The following is an 18086-nucleotide window of genomic DNA, read 5'->3' as shown; positions in this document are numbered from 1 at the left end:
AGACGCTCTACAATCGCTGGAAGCGTTGGAGCGATAATGGGGTCTTCGCGCGGATCATGGTCGGTCTGGCCGCCGAAGGCGCCGATCCCAAGACGATCATGATCGATGCCACGTATCTGCAGGCGCATCGCACGGCTTGCAGCCTGCGCGCGAAAAAGGGGGGCGGGGTCGCCAGATCGGCCGAACGAAAGGCGGCATGAACACGAAGCTGCATGCTGTCACCGATGCGAAAGGCCGTCCCATCCGGTTCCACATCTCGGCAGGGCAGGTCAGCGATTACACCGGTGCGGCAGCACTGTTGGGCAGCTTGCCGAAGGCGGACTAGTTTCTGGCTGACAGGGGATATGACGCCGACTGGCTGCGAGAAGCGTTGGAAGACAAAGGGATAAGCGCCTGCATCCCCGGCCGGAAATCCCGCAAAAAGACCGTAAAATACGACAAGCGGCGCTATAAAAGGCGCAATCGTATCGAGATCATGTTCGGTCGTCTGAAGGACTGCAGACGTGTCGCCACGCGTTACGACAGGTGCCCGGAAACCTACCTCTCCGCAATCGCATTGGCCGTAACCGTCCTGTTCTGGCTGTGATCAAGAACGAGTCCTGAACCTAAGCAGCTAGGCATAAATCTAGCTCTAATTTATTGAACTGAAACGATAATATGTAAATGGTGGAGCCAAGGGGAATCGAACCCCTGACCTCTTGAATGCCATTCAAGCGCTCTACCAACTGAGCTATGGCCCCACCGTGAGGTCCGCGAAGCGCTTCAGCGCCGCCGCGTGTGGGGTCTATAGGGGGGGGCGGCGCGGGGCGCAAGCGGAAAATCCGCAGCCCCGGAGAGATTTTCGATGCGCCCGTCGCAGGGCCGGAAAAACAGCCCCAAGGCGCGGTGCCGCAATGGAAAAGGCCGCGCCTTTGGGGCGCGGCCTTGGGTCTTATTCTTCTTCGTCGCCGGCGACATCGGCGATGTCGTCCAGCGACACGTCGCCGTCGTCATCGTCCTCCTCCAGCAGATCGTCGTCGATCTCGGCGGCGTCATCGGCGATGTCCTCCTCGTCGTCGACAAGGTCGTCGTCTTCGGTGGCGGCCACGGTCTTTTCGGTCACCAGGGTCTTGCCGCGGCCATCGGTCAGGCTGTCCACGCTGAACGTGTTGCCGCAGGCCGGGCAGGTCATCGGATCGGCCTTGAGATCATAGAACCGGGTCGCGCAATGCGGGCACAGGCGTTTGGTGCCCCATTCCTCTTTGGGCATGGTATTCTCCTTCAGCCGCGATTAGGGGAAATCGGGCGTTCCCCTGCCATAGCGGCCAGAGGGTGTCAAAGGCTTTATCTGGCAGGCCGAGGCGGGCATGGCAAGCGTGGATCAGCGGATCACCATCGAAGAGGGGCTGGCGGTGCAGCTGCGCCGCTCGGGGCGCGCGCGTCGGATGACGCTGCGGGTGCCGCGCGACGGGTCGGACCCGGTGCTGACGCTGCCGGTCGGCGTGCCGCTGTCGCAGGGTCAGGATTTTGCGCGGTCGCGCCGCGACTGGCTGCGGGCGGCGGTGGCGCGTCTGCCCGCCCGGGCGCAGGCGGTCGCGGGCGCCGCCCTGCCGGTCGAGGGGCGAGCGCTGATCCTGACGCCCGCCGACCTGTGCCGCCCCCGGATCGACGGTGACCGCCTGCTGGTACCGCAGGGCCGACCCGTGGGCAGCACGGCCGCCGCCTGGTTGAAACAGCTGGCGCTGCTGCGGCTGCGGGCGGCCTGCGACCGGCTGTCGGCCGACCTGGGGCGGCCCTATCGGGCGATCGTGTTGCGCGACACGCGGTCGCGTTGGGGCAGCTGCACCCATGACGGGCGGCTGATGTTCAGCTGGCGTCTGGCGATGGCGCCGCCCGCGGTACTGGACTATGTCGCCGCCCATGAGGTCGCGCATCTGGCGCATATGGACCACTCGGCCCGGTTCTGGGCGCAGGTCGAGGCGCTGATGCCGGGCCATGCCCCCCACAGGGCCTGGCTGCGTGCCCAGGGCGGCGATCTGATGCTGTGGCGCTTCCGCGATTGACGGGGCGGTGATTCGTGATCACACCAAGGCCATGAGCCCCACCGATCCCACCGCGCATGAACGCCTGTATCGCAGCCTTCGCAGCCAGATCATGCTGGGAGAGCTGCCGCCCGGCCGCGCGCTGACCCTGCGCGGCATCGCCCGCGATCACCACCTGTCCATGACCCCCGCCCGCGAGGCTGTCCGCCGCCTGGTGGCCGAGGGCGCGCTGACCCTGTCGGGGTCGGGCCGGGTCGCCACGCCCGCGCTGACCGACGACCGCATCGAGGAGCTGGCCGCGCTGCGCGCCCTGATCGAGCCCGAGCTGGCCGCCCGCGCCCTGCCGCGCGCGCATTTCGCGCTGATCGACCGGCTGGCACTGATGAACGGCCGCATCGCCGACGCGGTCGAGCGTCATGACGCGGTGGGCTATATCCGCTGCAACCTGGAATTCCACCGGATGCTGTATCTGCGCGCCCAGGCCCCGGCCATGCTGGCCATGCTGGAGACCATATGGCTGCAGCTGGGGCCGACGATGCGGGCGCTGTATGGGCGCGTCAAACGCAACGAGCCGCCGCGCCATCACCGGATGATCCTGGCCGCCCTGCGCGCGGGCGACGAACCTGCGCTGCGCCTGGCGGTGCGGGCGGATGTGACGCATGGGTTGCGGCACCTGACCTCGACCGAGGGGGCCTGACGGCAATGTGACTTTGCGCCGGGGCCCGGGCGGGCATCATGGGCCGCGCACCACAGGAGATGCCGCCATGATCGACCGCCGTCAGCTGTTGCAAAGCCTGGCCCTGGCCGCCCCGTCGGTCCTGGGGATCGGCGCGGTGGGGCAGGCGCTGGCGCAGGAGGCCCGCGCCGCCCATCTGATCGCCGCGAATGTCTGCCAGCTGACGCCCCGGACGACCGAGGGGCCGTTCTATTTCGACCCCCGCCTGATGCGCGGCGACATCCGCGACGGCAAGCGGGGCCACCCGATGGCGCTGCGGCTGCAGGTCGTGGATGCCGCCTGCCGCCCGATCGAAGGGGCGCGTGTCGATGTCTGGCATTGCGATGCGCAGGGCAATTACAGCGGCTATCCGGGGCAGGAACAGGGCGACATGCGCGGGGCGACGTTCCTGCGGGGCGCGCAGATGACCAATCAGGCCGGGCGCGTGGCGTTTCGCAGCATCTGGCCGGGCTGGTATCGCGGTCGCACGGCGCATGTGCATTTCAAGGTGCTGCTGGGTCAGCGCGACCTGCTGACCGGCCAGATCTTTTTCCCCGACCGCTTCAGCCGGGCGGTGTTTGACCAGCTGCCCGATTATGCCCGCGCCAGCACGCGGGGCCGGATCTTCAACGATCAGGATGGCATCGCGCGCCGGGCGGGGCAGGGCGCCTATGCCGAGGTGACCCAGGTCGAGGGGGGCTTTGACGCCGCGATGGTCATCGGGCTGGCCGGGGACCGCGCGGCGCTGCTTTAGCCGCCCGCGCCCATCGGCGGCAGGCTGAGGGTGCCGAACTGGACCTCGGGCAGGGCCGAGGGGATGACGCGGGTGTATTTCGTGCCCTCGATGGCCGCGCCCGCGATCAGGCCCGACTGGCCAAAGATCATCGCCACGACCGGGAACTGGGCGCTGAACGTGTCGGCCCCCACCGCCATGCCGCCCGACGGCAGCGCGTAATAGGCCCCGGCCCCCGCGGTCCAGCCGGGTGCGGCGCGGAACGCCATCAGCGCCTGTTCGTCCTGAAAGATCAGCACATGCGCATATTGCTGCGCGCCAGCCTGAAAACCCACGGTCGCCCGGGTCGCGGAATAATAGTCGACCGTCTGCCCGCCGATGCGCAGCGCGCCCTGGCCATAGGCGCCGCCGAATCCCAGGGCGGCCTCGGTCATCAGGGGCATGTACAGCACGCCGCGCGCGTTCTGCAGCAGCGGCGCCGAGGCGGGATAGGTGCCGATCAGATACTGATGCGTCTGATCGACCCGCGCGTCCAGCTGGGCTGCGGCGTCGCTGCCGACCGCGTTGCTGCACCCCGCCGCCAGCAGGGCCGCGCCCCCGGCCAGCAGCAGGCTGCGCCGGGACAGGTTGTGTGCATTGCTCATGTGTCGCCTCGTGTCGCTGTGCGGGGCTCGTGCCGGCCCGTTGCCCGGCAGGATACGCCAGCGCCGGGCGTCACGCCAGCATCTCGGCCACGGTGGGCGCGAAATAGCTCAAGACCCCGTCACAGCCCGCCCGGCGAAAGCCCAGCAGGCTTTCCACCATCGCGTCGCGCGACAGCCAGCCGTTGCGGATGGCCCCCTCGATCATCGCGTATTCGCCGCTGACCTGATAGGCAAACGTCGGCGCGCCGAACTCGTCCTTGACCGCGCGGCAGATGTCCAGATAGGGCATGCCCGGTTTCACCATGACCATGTCCGCGCCCTCGGCCAGATCGCGCGCGACGCAGCGGATCGCCTCGCCGCGATTGGCGGGGTTGATCTGATAGGTCTTCTTGTCGCCCACCAGCCGACCCGACGCCCCCACCGCATCGCGGAAGGGCCCGTAAAAGGCGCTGGCGAATTTCGCGGCATAGGACAGGATGGCGACGTTCTTGTGATCGTGACGTTCCAGGGCGGCGCGCAGGGCGGCGATGCGGCCGTCCATCATGTCGCTTGGGCCCAGGATGTCGGCCCCGCAATCGGCCTGGACCAGCGCCATGCGCACCAGCGCCTCGATCGTCTCGTCGTTCAGGATCTCTCCGTCCCGGACCAGCCCGTCATGGCCGTTGGCGTTATAGGGGTCCAGCGCGATGTCGGTCATCACCACCAGGTCGGGGACCTCCTCCTTGACCGCGCGGATGGCCAGGTTGCCGATATTGTCGGGGTCCCATGCGCGGGCGCAGTCATCCGTGCGGCTGGCCTGATCGGAATGGGGAAAGATGCAGATCGCCGGGATGTTCAGGCGTGCGGCCCGTTCGGCGGCGCGTCTGGCCCCATCCAGCGTCAGACGCTCGACCCCCGGCATGGAGGCGATTTCGCCCTCGGCGCCGGCCACCTCTGTCACGAAGATGGGCCAGATCAGGTTGGCGGGCGTCAGGTTCCGTTCGGACACCATGGCGCGGATGTTGGCATTGCGGCGCAGCCGGCGCAGGCGGCCGGCGGGGAAGGGAGCGATGATCGGACTGGCCATGCGGGCCTCCTGTCTGGGGTGGGGCAACCGTGCCGCTTTTCCTTGGTCGAAACCCGTTCTAAGGTCGCGCGCAGACAAGGACAAGGAACTGCCCGTGCCGCAATTCGACAACCTGCTGGGGCTTCTGGGCAGCCGGTCCTTTTCCTCGATCTGGTTCTGGCTGGTGCTGATCGGCACCTGGTCCATGGTCGGGCGCAGCGTGCTGGGCGTGCCGACCGAGGTCTTGTCGCGCGCCCATCAGGCGCAGGGCCAGGGCGACGGTCAGGGCACCGCCGTCATCACGCTGCTGGACTGGCTGTCGCTGATCCTGCCGCGCTGGCAGTTGGGCCCGCGCGAGGGGGCGGTGTTTCTGGGCGTCACCAGCTTTCTGATCACCTCGCTGGCGGTGCTGGGCTTTGGCTTCGGGCTGGAGATGGCGCAGGCGCTGACCCTGCTGCTGGTGCCGTTCTGGGCGCTGTTCTGGATGCGCGTGCGCCTGGCGCGCCGTCTGGTGCCCCTGGTCCATGCCGCGCAGGAGGGCCGCGCGCCCGTGTCGCAGGCCGCCGCCGACGCCGCCCGCGCGATGATCTGGCACAAGCGTTTCGTCACCATCCTGTCGATGATATCGGTCGCCGTGACGGCGCTGTGGGGGGCGCTGTGGACGGTCCTGCATCCGTTGGGCTTCTAGCCCGCTTGACTTCACCGTCCCGGGCCTTAGGTCAACCATCATGTCCGAACAGCTGATCCTCTCCGGCGCGCCCGAAGGCTATGACGCCGCGCTGATCGCGCGCGAGGCCGCGCGACCCGAAAACCGCGGGGCCCCCGTGATCCACGTGGCCCGCGACGACCGCCGCATGGAGGCGATGCGCGCCGCCCTGGCCTTTGTCGCGCCGCACTTGGCCGTGCTGGATTTCCCGGCCTGGGACACGACGCCCTATGACCGCGTCTCTCCGGCGGCCGAGGTGCAGGCCGCGCGCATGGCCACGCTGGCGGGCCTGGCCCAGGGACGGGTCAGGGGGCCGTTCGTGTTGCTGACCACCCTGAACGCGGTGCTGCAGCGCCTGCCCGCGCGGGATCTGGTCACCGGGCTGGCCTTCATCGCCCGCGTGGGCGACCGCATCGACGAAGCGGCCTTGCGCGATTTCCTGGTCCGCATGGGGTTTGCGCAGACCGCGACCGTGACCGACCCCGGCGATTATGCGATCCGGGGCGGCATCATCGACATCTATCCCCCCGGCACCACCGGGCCGATCCGGCTGGACCTGTTCGGCGACGTGCTGGACGGGGCGCGCCGCTTTGATCCCGACACGCAGCGCACCACCGAAAAGTTGGACCGGGTCGAACTGGCCCCCATGTCCGAGGTGATCCTGGACGAGCCCTCGATCACCCGGTTCCGCCAGAATTACCGGACCGAGCATGGCGGCGGCACCAGCGACCCGCTGTACGAAAGCGTCAGCGCGGGCCGCAAGACCGCAGGCATGGAGCATTGGCTGCCCTGGTTCCACGACCGGATGGAGAGCCTGTTCGACTATCTGCCCGGCGCGTCGGTCGTGCTGGACGACCATATCGGCCAGGTGATCGACGCGCGGCGCAATACGATCCGCGAACAGTTCGAGGCCCGCCGCGCCGCGATGGCCGCCAAGGGCCGCAGCGACACCGTCTATAAACCCATCCCCCCCGACGCGATGTTCCCGACGGAAGGGGAATGGGCCGCCTGGCTGGCCCCGCACCGCGTGCTGCGTCTGTCGGTGCTGAACCAGCCGCCCGGTCCCGGCGTGCTGGATGCGGGCGGGCGTCCGGGGCGCAATTTCGCGCCCGAACGCCAGGCCGAACAGATCAACCTGTTCAGCGCGCTGGCCGGTCACGTCAAGACGCTGGCGCGCACGCACCGCGTGGTGATCGCCAGCTTTTCGGACGGGGCGCGCGATCGCCTGTCGGGACTGTTGACCGATGAGGGGCTGGCGGGTGCCAAGCCCATCGCCGATCTGCGCGACCTGTCTGACGCGGCGGGCAGCATCGGTCTGGCCGTCTGGCCGCTGGAGGAGGGATTCGTCGCGGACGGCACCGCCCTGGGGCGGATCGCGGTCATCTCGGAACAGGACGTGCTGGGCGACCGGCTGATCCGGGGCGCGAAAAAGCGGCGCAAGGCCGACAATTTCCTCAAGGACACCCAGACCCTGTCGCCGGGCGATCTGGTCGTGCATGTCGAACACGGCATCGGCCGCTATACCGGCATCGAGACGATCATGGCGCTCAAGGTCCCGCATGACTGCGTGGCGCTGGAATATGCGGGCGGCGACCGCCTCTATGTCCCGGTCGAGAATATCGAGCTGCTGTCGCGTTACGGCCACGAGGAGGGGTTGCTGGACCGCCTTGGCGGCGGCGCCTGGCAGGCCCGCAAGGCACGCCTCAAGGAACGCATCAAGCTGATCGCCGACAAGTTGATGCGCGTCGCCGCCGAACGCCTGCTGCGCCCCGCCCCCGTGCTGGAGCCCGAGGATCACGACTGGCAGGCCTTTGCCGCGCGTTTCCCCTATAGCGAGACCGACGACCAGCTGTCCGCCATCGAGGATGTGGCCGGCGATCTGGCCATGGGCCGCCCGATGGACCGCCTGGTCGTGGGCGATGTGGGCTTTGGCAAGACCGAGGTCGCGATGCGCGCAGCCTTCATCGCCGCCAGCCAGGGGATGCAGGTCGCCGTGGTGGCCCCCACGACCCTGCTGGCGCGCCAGCATTACCGCAGTTTCGTCGAACGGTTCCGCGGCACCGCGATCACCGTGCGTCCGCTGTCGCGCTTTGTCAGCGCCAAGGATGCCGCGGCCACCCGCACCGGCCTGTCGGACGGGCAGGTCGACATCGTCGTGGGCACCCATGCGGTGCTGGCCAAGGGCGTGCGCTTCAAGAACCTCGGCCTGCTGATCATCGACGAGGAGCAGCATTTCGGCGTCGCCCACAAGGAACGCCTGAAGGAGCTGCGCAGCGACATCCACGTCCTGACCCTGACCGCGACGCCCATCCCCCGCACGCTGCAGCTGTCCCTGACCGGCGTGCGTGATTTGTCGGTCATCAGCACGCCGCCCGTGGACCGCCTGGCCATCCGCACCTATGTCAGCGAATTCGACAGCGTCACCATCCGCGAGGCGCTGCTGCGCGAGAAATATCGCGGCGGGCAGTCGTTCTTTGTCGTCCCGCGCCTGACCGACCTGCCCGAGGTCGAGCATTGGCTGACCGAGAACATGCCCGAGCTGAACTATATCGTCGCCCACGGCCAGCTGGCGGCGGGCGATCTGGATCAGCGGATGAACGCCTTTTACGACGGCAGCCATGACGTGCTGCTGGCCACGACCATCGTGGAATCGGGCCTGGATATCCCGACCGCGAACACGATGATCGTCTGGCGCGCGGACATGTTCGGGCTGTCGCAACTCTATCAGATCCGCGGCCGGGTCGGGCGGTCCAAGGCGCGGGCCTACGCCTATCTGACCACGAAACCCCGCGTGCCGCTGACCCCGCAGGCGATGCGGCGGCTGAAATTCCTGGGCTCCATCGACGGGCTGGGCGCGGGCTTCAACCTGGCGTCCCAGGACTTGGACCTGCGCGGCGCCGGCAACCTGCTGGGCGAGGAGCAGTCGGGCCATATCAAGGAGGTCGGCTTTGAGCTGTACCAGCAGATGCTGGAGGAGACGATTGCCAAGCTGAAATCCGGTGAGCTGGAGGGCACGCCCGAGGATGAATGGGCGCCGCAGCTGAACCTGGGTGTGCCGGTGACCATTCCCGACAGCTACATCCCTGATCTGGATGTGCGGTTGGGCCTTTACCGCCGTCTGGCCGAGCTGACCACCAAGGTGGAGCTGGAGGGCTTCGCGGCAGAGCTGATCGACCGTTTCGGCCCCCTGCCGCGAGAGGTGAACACGCTGTTGCTGGTGATCCGCATCAAGGCAATGGCCAAGCGCGCCAATATCGCCAAGCTGGATGTGGGCCCCAAGGGCATCACCGTCCAGTTCCACCTCGACAAGTTCCCGAACCCCGCGGGCCTGGTCGATTTCCTGGCCGACGAGCGGGGCACCGCCAAGGTCACCGACAACAAGATCGTCCTCAAGCGCGATTTCGCCACGGATGGCGAGCGGATCAAGGGTGCCTTTGCCGTTGCCCGCGACCTGGCCGCCAAGATCCGCGAAGGCCGCGCCGCCCGAAAGCCCGCCCCGTGAGCGACGGCCTGATCCGGTTCGACACCGGACCCCTGGGCTGCGGCACGCTGTTCACCCGGCCTCAGGCGGTGATCCGGGCCGACGCGCCGCAGGGCGTGGGTCCGGCGCTGGCCGCGATGCAGGCGGCGCAGGCGCGGGGCTGCTGGCTGGCGGGGTATCTGTCCTATGAACTGGGCTACGCGCTGACCCCGCGCCTGGCCGATCTGATGCCTGCTGACCGGCGGATGCCGCTGATCCTGATGGGCGTTTTTGACGGCCCCGAACCCGCGCCGCCGCTGCCTGCTGCGGGGGCTGAGGCGTGCTTTGGCAGGCTACGTCCGCTGTGGGACAGGGCGCGATATGACGCCGCGATCGCAGCCGTGCATGGCTATATCGAATCGGGCGATACCTATCAGATCAACCTGACCTTTCCGTTGACGGCCGAGGTGTCGGGCGATCCGCTGGCCCTTTACGCCGCGCTGGCGGCCCGGCAGCCGGTGGGCGAGGGGGCGTTCGTCGATCTGGGCGGCCCCATCGTGCTGTCGCGCAGCCCCGAGCTGTTCTTTGCCGTGGATGATCAGCGGCGCATCCTGACCCGCCCGATGAAGGGCACCGCCGCCCGCCTGGCCGACCCCGCCGCGGATATGGCCGCAGCGCAGGCCCTGCAGACCTCGGAAAAGAACCGGGCCGAAAACCTGATGATCGTCGATCTGCTGCGCAACGACATCAGCCGCATCTGCCGCCCCGGCAGCGTGCAGGTGCCGCAGCTGTTCCATGTCGAACGCTATGCGACCGTGCATCAGATGGTCTCGACCGTGCAGGGGCAGCTGCTGCCGGGGGTGGGGCTGGCGCAGGTCCTCGGGGCGCTGTTTCCCTGTGGGTCCATCACCGGCGCGCCCAAGATCCGGTCGATGCAGATCATCGCCGAACTGGAGGCCGCCCCGCGCGACATCTATTGCGGGGCCATCGGATGGGTCGATCCGTCAGGGCCGATGCGGTTCAGCGTCGCGATTCGCTCGCCCTGGTTCGAGGCGCCGGACCGGTTGCGCCTGAACGTCGGCGGCGGCATCATCCATGACAGCGAGGCCGGACCGGAATGGGAGGAGGCATTGTGCAAATCCGCATTCCTGGGCCCATTCCCGACGATCTGACCGTTTTCGAGACGATGCGCGCCGAGGCGGATGGGCGCATCCCCCTGTGGGACCTGCATCGCGATCGGCTGCGTCGGGGCTGCGCCGCGGTGGGCTTTCCGCTGGACGAGGGGCGGGTATGGACGGCGCTGGCCGGGCTGCCGCGCGGCCAGGTGCTGCGCGCGCGTCTGGCGGTCGCGGCGGATGGGGCGGTGGCGCTGACCCATGCGCCGCTGCCGCCGAACCCGCCGCGTTGGCACGTGGTGATGTCGCCGCTGCGCCTTGATCCGTCCAATCTCTGGCTGGGCATCAAGTCCTCGAACCGCCCGGTCTACGAGGCCGCGCGCGCCGCGCTTCCCCCCGGCGCGGACGAGGCCTTGTTGTGCAACCACGACGGCGCGCTGTGCGAGGGCACGATCACCAACGTCTTTCTGCGCCGCGGCGCCCGGTTGGTGACGCCGGCGCTGGCCTGCGGCCTTCTGCCCGGCGTTCTGCGGGCGCACCTGCTGCGTGACGGGCAGGCGCAGGAGGCGGTCCTGTCGCCGGACGACCTTCGGCAGGGCGAGGCCTTTTGCGGCAATGCCCTGCGCGGGCTGATCCCGATCCGCCTGATCTGAGCCGGAGCAGACCGGACCCCCATCGAAGGGGTCCGGTCTGCGCGGGGGCACCGCCCCCGAACCCCGCAGCACGGCGCCGCCTGCGGGTCGTGCTGCCGCGCAAGGGGTACCTTGGCTCGGAGGGTGCTATCAGGTCGGAGGTTCTGCCTTGGCAAAGCCGATGTGGCATCGTTTGGGCCTGGCCCATCGGCGCCGCGTGTCTGGCGGCTTGGAGCGGACGTATGGTGGGCGAGATGGCGGGCACCAACGGCGATGCCGGTAGCCATGCTACCCTGCCTACCGGCGGTTCGAAGCTGGCGATCCGGGCGACGTCAGGTCCGGGGGGCGATATCGATCACCCCGAGGAGACGACGTTGGCACTGCAAGGCTATATCACGCGCGTCGTATGGTGGCGGTGTGGTTACAGGCCGTGCCGCCAACAACCCCTCTCGCAAGACCGGCAGATTGGCGCCTGCCAGTCGATCACGCGTCCGGGTGTGGCCCGATGGCGCGGCGCGGCTGCGTGTTTCTACACAGGTAGCTCTGCGGCAAAGGCCGCAGACGGCATATCTTTTCACGTGGTGCGTGCAGGAATTGCGCAGAGAGCCGACAGGACAGATTGCGGGGCGTGTCCTTGCGACCAAACGTCTTGATCACGGTCGAGCGCTGGTAGTCGAGTTCTGCCGGGGCGGCGGTATCAGCAACGGTTATTAGATAGGTGACGCGGGAAATGGCGTGTTCCGGATTCTTTGATCGCCGCTGCGCGTGAGGTGCTGCGCGCCGTCAGTCCAAGTGGCCCTTGGAGATTATATCCCTGGAAGAAGCCGTTTAAGGCAATAGAGGGGCCTGCGTGTCGATAACATATGGCTTTTGAGCGGGTCTGCCATGACTGGTCGGGCGGTGCGATGTCCAGTTCGCGTCTGAACAATTGAAGTGCCACAGTTTCTGCTTGGTAAGTGCGCTCGTCCATGAGCATCAGGGTGTTTGCCCGGCCCAGCCCTGGGGTCGGACCTCCGTCTTGATCGCAGTCAGGCAATGGCGGTCGCAGCCAAAGCGATGGCGGAATGGTATGTCTCCGGGCACTTGTCGTACCGCCGAGCGACACATCCGCATTCCTTGAGGCGACCGAGCAAAATTTCGATGCGGTGACGGCCTTTGCAGCGCCGCTTGGCGTATTTCACTGTGATCTTACGGGACGCCACGCCTGAAATAGACGCTTCTATCCTGCTATTCTGGCATGCGTTTTGTAGATAGTCAGCGTCATATTCCATCCTCTCAGGAAACAGTCAGCCATTGGCGGCCGCTCAGAAGCGCCACCGTGACGGCGTAATCGCTAACCTATCCTGCAAATATGTAGAAGCGGATCGGTCGGACTTTCACATCAGTGACAGCCTGCAGCTTCTCGGAACATTGTCGGACAAAACTGTTCCCAGGACAATTTCCCTTTCCCTCGAACTCTTCTGTTCGACCCGCTTGCCTGTCGCGCGCACCCTCTTCGCATGCCGGCTGCGACCCGTGTGAGGCACCCTTTAGATAGGCCGCATTGTTGATGATCGTCTCTGCACCCGTCACTTCGGCGGTCAGCCCATGGCCCGGTCGAAGACCCCGAAATCCTTCTACTGTTTCCGAGAATTGGAGAAAGCTTTCGCGGGGGCGCGTTTCCCCGGCGTATCGCACCACGACAAACCATTGCGATTAATGATGATAACGCCGTTGAGGGTCCAAAGATCGCCAACACCCGTGTGGCCGTGGCTCTTGGGAATGACCTGAAGGTAGTAGGCTATCTGCGCCTCGGTCAGCCAGAACAGGTTGATGACCAATCAGGTCTTCTTGCAGAGCCTGAAGCACCAATGAGACATAAAATTAACCGTTCTAGAGCGTCGCAAAACCCCATGGTTCCATACATAAGCCGCCATTCTGGCTGGGCGAACCATTGACTCATGACAAAAGCCCCGGTCGGGACCGGGGCTTTGATGGAGTGCCGATGGATGGCGATCAGTCGGGGACGGTGGACTGGTTGGGGTCCAGCCCGATATGCGTGCCAAGCGCCTGCATGTCGCCCAAGAGCTTGACGGCGGCGGTTACGATCTCTTCGCCAACCTGCTCGCGCCGGTCGGTGGCGTTGCGATGCACGCGGTGGGCGTCGCGCAGCATGTCGTTATAGACCTCCTGCGTCAGCTCCTCGCGCGGGTGACCGCGTTCGGCCAGCAGGCTGACGCTGTCCTGATTGATCTCGGCAAAGCCGCCGGTCACGGCGAATTCGCTGGTGGCGCCGTCGGCACCGACCAGGATCACCATGCCCGGACGCAGGGTCACGATCGTGGGCGCATGGCCGGGCATGGCGGTCAGATCGCCATCGCTGCCCGGCAGGCGCACCTCGCGCACGGGAACGGAGGCGAGCCTCCGTTCCGGCGACACGAGGTCGAACTGCATGGTATCGGCCATTGTGCCCCCTTACGCCGCTTCTGCGGCCAGACGCTGTGCCTTGGCCTTCACGTCCTCGATGTCGCCGACCATGTAGAAGGCCGATTCCGGCAGGTGGTCGTATTCACCCGCGACGACCGCCTTGAACGAGGCGATGGTCTTTTCCAGCGGCACCTGGACGCCGTCCGAACCGGTGAAGACCTTGGCCACGTCGAAGGGCTGCGACAGGAAGCGCTGGATCTTGCGCGCGCGGGTCACGGTCAGCTTGTCCTCTTCGGACAGTTCGTCCATGCCTAGGATCGCGATGATGTCCTGCAGCGACTTGTACTTCTGCAGGATGCCCTGCACGTCGCGCGCCACCTGGTAGTGCTCCTCGCCGACGACGGCGGGGTCAAGGATGCGGCTGTTGGAGTCCAGCGGGTCCACGGCCGGGTAGATGCCCAGTTCCGAGATCGCACGCGACAGAACCGTCGTGGCGTCCAGGTGGGCAAAGGTCGTGGCAGGCGCCGGGTCGGTGAGGTCGTCGGCCGGGACGTAGACGGCCTGGATCGAGGTGATCGAGCCGTTCTTGGTCGAGGTGATGCGTTCCTGCATCGCGCCCATGTCGGTGGCCAGCGTCGGCTGATAGCCCACGGCGGACGGAATGCGACCCAGCAGAGCCGACACTTCGGACCCGGCCTGGGTGAAGCGGAAGATGTTGTCCACGAAGAACAGCACGTCCGTGCCCGACGCGTCACGGAACTGTTCGGCCAGGGTCAGACCGGTCAGGGCGACGCGCATGCGGGCTCCCGGCGGCTCGTTCATCTGGCCATAGACCAGGGCCACTTTCGACTCCGACAGGTTGTCGGGGACGATGACGCCCGATTCGACCATCTCGTGATACAGGTCGTTGCCTTCGCGGGTGCGCTCACCAACGCCTGCGAACACGGAGTAGCCCGAGTGCACTTTGGCGATGTTGTTGATCAGTTCCATGATCAGAACCGTCTTGCCCACGCCGGCGCCGCCGAACAGGCCGATCTTGCCGCCCTTGGAGTAGGGGGCCAACAGGTCGATGACCTTGATGCCGGTCACCAGGATCTCCGAGCTGGTCGCCTGCGCGGCAAAGTCGGGGGCCGGCTGGTGGATGGCGCGGGTCTCGCTGGCGGCCAGGTCGGCGCCCTCGTCGACGGGCTCGCCCACGACGTTCAGGATGCGGCCCAGGGTCACGTCCCCCACGGGCACCATGATCGGGTTGCCGGTGTCGGTCACGACCTCGCCGCGGACCAGACCTTCGGTCGCGTCCATGGCGATGGTGCGGACGGTGTTCTCGCCCAGATGCTGGGCAACTTCCAGCACCAGCTTCTTGCCGTTGTTGGTCGTCACCAGCGCGTTCAGAATCGCCGGAAGCTGGTCTTCGAACTGCACGTCAACGACGGCGCCGATCACCTGCGTGATTTTACCAGTGGCCTCTGCCATGTTGTCACCTTTGCTTTACGGTCAGAGCGCCTCGGCGCCCGCAATGATTTCGATCAGCTCCGTGGTGATCGCAGCCTGACGCGAGCGGTTGTACTGCGTCGTCAGTCGGTCGATCATGTCGCCCGCGTTGCGCGTGGCGTTGTCCATGGCACTCATCCGCGCGCCCTGCTCGGACGCTGCATTCTCCAGAAGGGCGGCAAAGATCTGCGTCGCGACGGATCGCGGCAGCAGCTCTGCCAGCAGCGCATCCTCACCCGGCTCGTAGTCGTACAGCGCGTTGGCGGTGGCCCCTTCGGGCACCTCGGCGGGGATGATCTGACGCGCGGTCGGGATCTGGCTGATCACCGATTCGAAGCGGTTGTAGAAGATCGTCGCCACGTCGAAATCGCCGCCGTCAAAACGGGCCAGAACCTCGTCCGTGATGGCGCGGGCGGTGTCATAGCCCATGCGCTTGACCTCGGAGAGGTCGACATGATGCACGAACAGGCTGCCATAGTCGCGCTTGAGCTGCTCGCGGCCCTTCTTGCCAACGGTCAGGATCGCGACCTGCTTGCCCTCGGCCCGCAGCCGTTCCGCATGAACGCGCGCCAGACGCACGATCGAGCTGTTGAAGCCCCCGGCCAGACCGCGTTCCGCCGTCATCACGACCAGCAGGTGACGCTTGTCCTCACCCGTGCCGGCCAACAGGCGCGGCGCGCCGGACTGGCCTGCCGCATTCGCGGTCAGGCCGGCCATGACGGCCGCCATGCGGTCGGCATAGGGGCGCGCGGCCTCCGCCGCCTCCTGCGCACGGCGCAGTTTGGCGGCGGCGACCATCTGCATCGCCTTGGTGATCTTGCGCGTGTTCTTGACGCTGCCGATCCGGTTCTTGAGATCCTTGAGACTGGGCATCTATTCCCCCTCTCAGGCGCGGGTGCTGTTGTATTCGTCCAGCACCGCCTTGATCGCATTTTCCAGATCGCCGCTGACCTTGCGGTCGTTGCGGGTCATGTCGTCCAGCAGGTCGGACTTCTGGCTGCGCAGGAACTGGATCAGACCCTCTTCCCAGGCGACGATCTCGCGGACGGGAACCTGGTCGATATAGCCCTTGGTCCCGGCATAGATCACGATCACGATCTCGGCGTTGGTCAGCGGACGATACTGCGGCTGCTTCATCAGCTCGGTCAGGCGGGCACCCCGGTTCAGCAGGCGCTGAGTCGCGGCGTCCAGATCCGAACCGAACTGGGCAAAGGCCGCCATCTCGCGGTACTGCGCCAGTTCCAGCTTGACCGGACCAGCGACGGATTTCATCGCCTTGGTCTGGGCGGCCGAACCCACGCGGCTGACCGACAGACCGGTGTTCACGGCCGGGCGGACGCCCTGGAAGAACAGTTCCGTCTCCAGGAAGATCTGGCCGTCGGTGATCGAGATCACGTTGGTTGGGATATAGGCCGACACGTCGCCCGCCTGCGTCTCGATGATCGGCAGCGCGGTCAGCGAGCCCGAGCCGTTGGCCTCGTTCAGCTTGGCCGAACGCTCCAGCAGGCGCGAGTGCAGATAGAACACGTCGCCCGGATAGGCTTCGCGTCCGGGCGGACGGCGCAGCAGCAGCGACATCTGGCGATAGGCCACGGCCTGCTTGGACAGATCATCATAGATGATCAGCGCATCCATGCCGTTGTCGCGGAAATATTCGCCGATCGCGGTGCCCGAATAGGGGGCCAGGAACTGCATCGGCGCCGGGTCGGACGCGGTCGCGGCCACGACGGTGGTATAGGCCATGGCGCCGGTCTCTTCCAGCTTCTTGACCAGCTGGGCCACGGTCGAACGCTTCTGGCCGACCGCGACATAGATGCAGTGCAGGGTCTTCATGCCCTCGGCCTCGCGGCCGTTATAGCTCATCTGGTTCAGGATCGTGTCCAGCGCGATCGCGGTCTTGCCGGTCTGGCGGTCACCGATGATCAGCTCGCGCTGGCCGCGGCCAACGGGGATCATGGCGTCCACGGATTTCAGGCCGGTTGCCATCGGCTCGTGCACCGATTTGCGCGGCATGATGCCGGGGGCCTTCATGTCGGCGATGCGGCGCTCGGTCGTCTCGATCGGGCCCTTGCCGTCGATCGGGTTGCCCAGGCCGTCCACGACGCGGCCCAGCAGGGCCTTGCCGACCGGAACGTCCACGATCGAGCGCGTGCGCTTGACGGTATCGCCTTCCTTGATCGAGCGGTCGTCGCCGAAGATCACGATACCGACGTTGTCGGTCTCGAGGTTCAGCACCATGCCGCGGATTCCGCCGGGGAATTCGACCATCTCGCCGGCCTGGACCTTGTCCAGACCATAGACGCGCGCGATGCCGTCACCGACGGACAGGACCTGACCAACTTCGGCAACTTCGGCGTCCTGGCCGAAGTTCTTGATCTGCTCCTTGAGGATCGCCGAAATTTCGGCAGCCTGGATTCCCATTATCCGACCTCTTTCATGACATTCTGCAGGGAAGCGAGCTTCGAGCGGACCGAGCTGTCGATCATCTGCGAGCCCAACTTGACAATCATGCCGCCGATGAGGGTCTCATCGACGCGCGTGTTCAGCTTGACCGTCTTGCCCGATTTCTCGGCCAGGGTCTGTTTCAGGCGGTCCATCTGCGCATCCGTCAGCGCGATGGCGCTGGTGACGTCGGCGGTGACCTCGCCGCGCTCGGCGGCGATCAGGTCGGACAGGCGCGACACCAGCTGCGGCAGCACGAACAGCCGGCGGTTCTGCGCCATCAGCTGCAGCGTGTTGGCCAGCACCGGCGACAGCTGCATCCGGGTGGCCAGCGCGCCGACGGCGCGGGCCTGCTGATCGCGGGAATAGATCGGGCTGGCGATCAGGTCGCGCAGCTCGGCGCTGTCGTGCAGGGCCGCGTCCAGATCGGCGGTCTGGGTCGCCAGGGCGTCGATGCCCCCGCTTTCCTTCGCGATCTCGAAGACGGCCTGCGCATAGCGTCCGGCGATGCTCTGGGACATGGAAACAGAGTTGGCCACGGTCATCCTTTACGGTTTGCCCAAACCCCGCTGGCGGGCCGGGCTGTCGCCTGGTCTGTCGCGGGGTGCGGGTCGCGGTCGCGCGGCTGATGGAAGGTCGCGCGCAAATCTGGGGCGTCTCTAGCAGGTGATTTGAC

At 66.7% G+C, this 18086-nt stretch carries 17 protein-coding genes, 1 tRNA gene and 1 pseudogene; 8 read left to right on the top strand and 11 right to left on the bottom strand.

All coding sequences use genetic code 11. The annotated features are described in order from the left end of the window. A pseudogene (locus FA740_RS05120) lies at nt 1–586 on the top strand (IS5 family transposase); the annotation flags it as partial. 78 nt (nt 587–664) lie between these two features. On the opposite strand, the gene FA740_RS05115 reads toward FA740_RS05120, so the two are convergent. Both FA740_RS05115 and FA740_RS05110 read right to left on the bottom strand, forming a co-directional pair. Continuing rightward, nucleotides 665–740, bottom strand: a tRNA-Ala gene (locus FA740_RS05115). A 191-nt stretch (nt 741–931) separates the two neighbouring features. Continuing rightward, the gene (locus tag FA740_RS05110; protein WP_136855692.1) at nt 932–1249 is read right to left on the bottom strand and encodes an FYDLN acid domain-containing protein; all 318 of its coding nucleotides are present in this window, start codon (nt 1247–1249) and stop codon (nt 932–934) included. A gap of 97 nt (nt 1250–1346) precedes the next feature. On the opposite strand from FA740_RS05110, the gene FA740_RS05105 reads away from it, so the two are divergent. The 3 genes from FA740_RS05105 (at nt 1347) to FA740_RS05095 (ending at nt 3490) form a co-directional block, all read left to right on the top strand. Next, nucleotides 1347–2042: a M48 family metallopeptidase gene (locus FA740_RS05105; RefSeq protein WP_136855691.1), complete on the top strand. Its 696-nt coding sequence runs from the start codon at nt 1347–1349 to the stop codon at nt 2040–2042. Nucleotides 2043–2073: 31 nt separating this feature from the next. Continuing rightward, nucleotides 2074–2718, top strand: a complete 645-nt coding sequence (locus FA740_RS05100) for a GntR family transcriptional regulator (RefSeq protein WP_136855690.1) — start codon at nt 2074–2076, stop codon at nt 2716–2718. Nucleotides 2719–2785: 67 nt separating this feature from the next. Continuing rightward, nucleotides 2786–3490: an intradiol ring-cleavage dioxygenase gene (locus FA740_RS05095; protein WP_136855689.1), complete on the top strand. Its 705-nt coding sequence runs from the start codon at nt 2786–2788 to the stop codon at nt 3488–3490. On the opposite strand, the gene FA740_RS05090 is transcribed toward FA740_RS05095, so the two are convergent. Both FA740_RS05090 and hemB read right to left on the bottom strand, forming a co-directional pair. Beyond that, complete coding sequence (locus FA740_RS05090) at nt 3487–4113, bottom strand: lipid-binding SYLF domain-containing protein (protein ID WP_136855688.1); 627 nt, start codon at nt 4111–4113, stop codon at nt 3487–3489. The genes FA740_RS05095 and FA740_RS05090 overlap by 4 nt on opposite strands. Before the next feature lie 70 nt (nt 4114–4183). Next, nucleotides 4184–5179 carry a porphobilinogen synthase gene (gene hemB, locus FA740_RS05085; RefSeq protein WP_045982965.1) on the bottom strand — a complete coding sequence of 332 codons (996 nt, stop codon included), beginning with the start codon at nt 5177–5179 and terminating at the stop codon, nt 4184–4186. Between the two features lie 94 nt (nt 5180–5273). Here hemB and FA740_RS05080 point away from each other — a divergent pair, with 94 nt between their 5' ends. From FA740_RS05080 to FA740_RS05065, 4 genes are read left to right on the top strand one after another with little or no spacing between them, the layout of a single operon-like run. Further along, nucleotides 5274–5846, top strand: coding sequence for a hypothetical protein (locus FA740_RS05080; RefSeq protein WP_136855687.1), 573 nt, complete (start codon nt 5274–5276; stop codon nt 5844–5846). A 40-nt stretch (nt 5847–5886) separates the two neighbouring features. Continuing rightward, entirely contained in the window at nt 5887–9366 is a 3480-nt protein-coding gene (gene mfd, locus FA740_RS05075; RefSeq protein WP_136855686.1) for a transcription-repair coupling factor, read from the top strand. After that, nucleotides 9363–10496: an aminodeoxychorismate synthase component I gene (locus FA740_RS05070; protein WP_136855685.1), complete on the top strand. Its 1134-nt coding sequence runs from the start codon at nt 9363–9365 to the stop codon at nt 10494–10496. Before mfd ends, FA740_RS05070 begins: the two co-directional genes overlap by 4 nt. Next, nucleotides 10457–11092 carry an aminotransferase class IV gene (locus FA740_RS05065; protein WP_169306219.1) on the top strand — a complete coding sequence of 212 codons (636 nt, stop codon included), beginning with the start codon at nt 10457–10459 and terminating at the stop codon, nt 11090–11092. Before FA740_RS05070 ends, FA740_RS05065 begins: the two co-directional genes overlap by 40 nt. Nucleotides 11093–12099: 1007 nt before the next feature. On the opposite strand, the gene FA740_RS05060 is transcribed toward FA740_RS05065, so the two are convergent. The 7 genes from FA740_RS05060 to FA740_RS05030 form a co-directional block, all read right to left on the bottom strand. Next, nucleotides 12100–12342, bottom strand: coding sequence for a transposase (locus FA740_RS05060; protein WP_136855683.1), 243 nt, complete (start codon nt 12340–12342; stop codon nt 12100–12102). Nucleotides 12343–12687: 345 nt separating this feature from the next. Continuing rightward, nucleotides 12688–12891: a hypothetical protein gene (locus tag FA740_RS05055; RefSeq protein ID WP_136855682.1), complete on the bottom strand. Its 204-nt coding sequence runs from the start codon at nt 12889–12891 to the stop codon at nt 12688–12690. Between the two features lie 175 nt (nt 12892–13066). Then, nucleotides 13067–13516: a F0F1 ATP synthase subunit epsilon gene (locus FA740_RS05050; protein ID WP_136855681.1), complete on the bottom strand. Its 450-nt coding sequence runs from the start codon at nt 13514–13516 to the stop codon at nt 13067–13069. 9 nt (nt 13517–13525) lie between these two features. Next, nucleotides 13526–14950: a F0F1 ATP synthase subunit beta gene (gene atpD / locus FA740_RS05045; protein ID WP_136855680.1), complete on the bottom strand. Its 1425-nt coding sequence runs from the start codon at nt 14948–14950 to the stop codon at nt 13526–13528. Nucleotides 14951–14971: 21 nt separating this feature from the next. Continuing rightward, on the bottom strand, nt 14972–15841 hold the full coding sequence (locus tag FA740_RS05040; protein ID WP_136855679.1) for a F0F1 ATP synthase subunit gamma: 870 nt from the start codon (nt 15839–15841) through the stop codon (nt 14972–14974). 12 nt (nt 15842–15853) lie between these two features. Beyond that, nucleotides 15854–17389 (bottom strand): F0F1 ATP synthase subunit alpha, encoded by a 1536-nt coding sequence (atpA, locus tag FA740_RS05035; protein ID WP_136855678.1) that lies wholly within the window; start codon nt 17387–17389, stop codon nt 15854–15856. Next, nucleotides 17389–17955, bottom strand: a complete 567-nt coding sequence (locus tag FA740_RS05030) for a F0F1 ATP synthase subunit delta (RefSeq protein ID WP_136855677.1) — start codon at nt 17953–17955, stop codon at nt 17389–17391. Before FA740_RS05030 ends, atpA begins: the two co-directional genes overlap by 1 nt. Nucleotides 17956–18086 lie beyond the last annotated feature (131 nt).

This window comes from Paracoccus hibiscisoli (assembly GCF_005048265.1).
Classification (GTDB): domain Bacteria; phylum Pseudomonadota; class Alphaproteobacteria; order Rhodobacterales; family Rhodobacteraceae; genus Paracoccus; species Paracoccus hibiscisoli.
Note: the sequence above shows the minus strand (reverse complement) of the source record. Positions and strands in the feature narration are given on the sequence as shown.

What these genes read in the sequence shown, in the direction of transcription:
- FA740_RS05110 (WP_136855692.1), bottom strand. Translation starts at nt 1,249, where the DNA reads ATGCCCAAAGAGGAATGGGGCACCAAACGCCTGTGCCCGCATTGCGCG.
- FA740_RS05105 (WP_136855691.1), top strand. Translation starts at nt 1,347, where the DNA reads ATGGCAAGCGTGGATCAGCGGATCACCATCGAAGAGGGGCTGGCGGTG.
- FA740_RS05100 (WP_136855690.1), top strand. Translation starts at nt 2,074, where the DNA reads ATGAGCCCCACCGATCCCACCGCGCATGAACGCCTGTATCGCAGCCTT.
- FA740_RS05095 (WP_136855689.1), top strand. Translation starts at nt 2,786, where the DNA reads ATGATCGACCGCCGTCAGCTGTTGCAAAGCCTGGCCCTGGCCGCCCCG.
- FA740_RS05090 (WP_136855688.1), bottom strand. Translation starts at nt 4,113, where the DNA reads ATGAGCAATGCACACAACCTGTCCCGGCGCAGCCTGCTGCTGGCCGGG.
- hemB (WP_045982965.1), bottom strand. Translation starts at nt 5,179, where the DNA reads ATGGCCAGTCCGATCATCGCTCCCTTCCCCGCCGGCCGCCTGCGCCGG.
- mfd (WP_136855686.1), top strand. Translation starts at nt 5,887, where the DNA reads ATGTCCGAACAGCTGATCCTCTCCGGCGCGCCCGAAGGCTATGACGCC.
- FA740_RS05060 (WP_136855683.1), bottom strand. Translation starts at nt 12,342, where the DNA reads ATGGAATATGACGCTGACTATCTACAAAACGCATGCCAGAATAGCAGG.
- FA740_RS05050 (WP_136855681.1), bottom strand. Translation starts at nt 13,516, where the DNA reads ATGGCCGATACCATGCAGTTCGACCTCGTGTCGCCGGAACGGAGGCTC.
- atpD (WP_136855680.1), bottom strand. Translation starts at nt 14,950, where the DNA reads ATGGCAGAGGCCACTGGTAAAATCACGCAGGTGATCGGCGCCGTCGTT.
- FA740_RS05040 (WP_136855679.1), bottom strand. Translation starts at nt 15,841, where the DNA reads ATGCCCAGTCTCAAGGATCTCAAGAACCGGATCGGCAGCGTCAAGAAC.
- atpA (WP_136855678.1), bottom strand. Translation starts at nt 17,389, where the DNA reads ATGGGAATCCAGGCTGCCGAAATTTCGGCGATCCTCAAGGAGCAGATC.
- FA740_RS05030 (WP_136855677.1), bottom strand. Translation starts at nt 17,955, where the DNA reads ATGACCGTGGCCAACTCTGTTTCCATGTCCCAGAGCATCGCCGGACGC.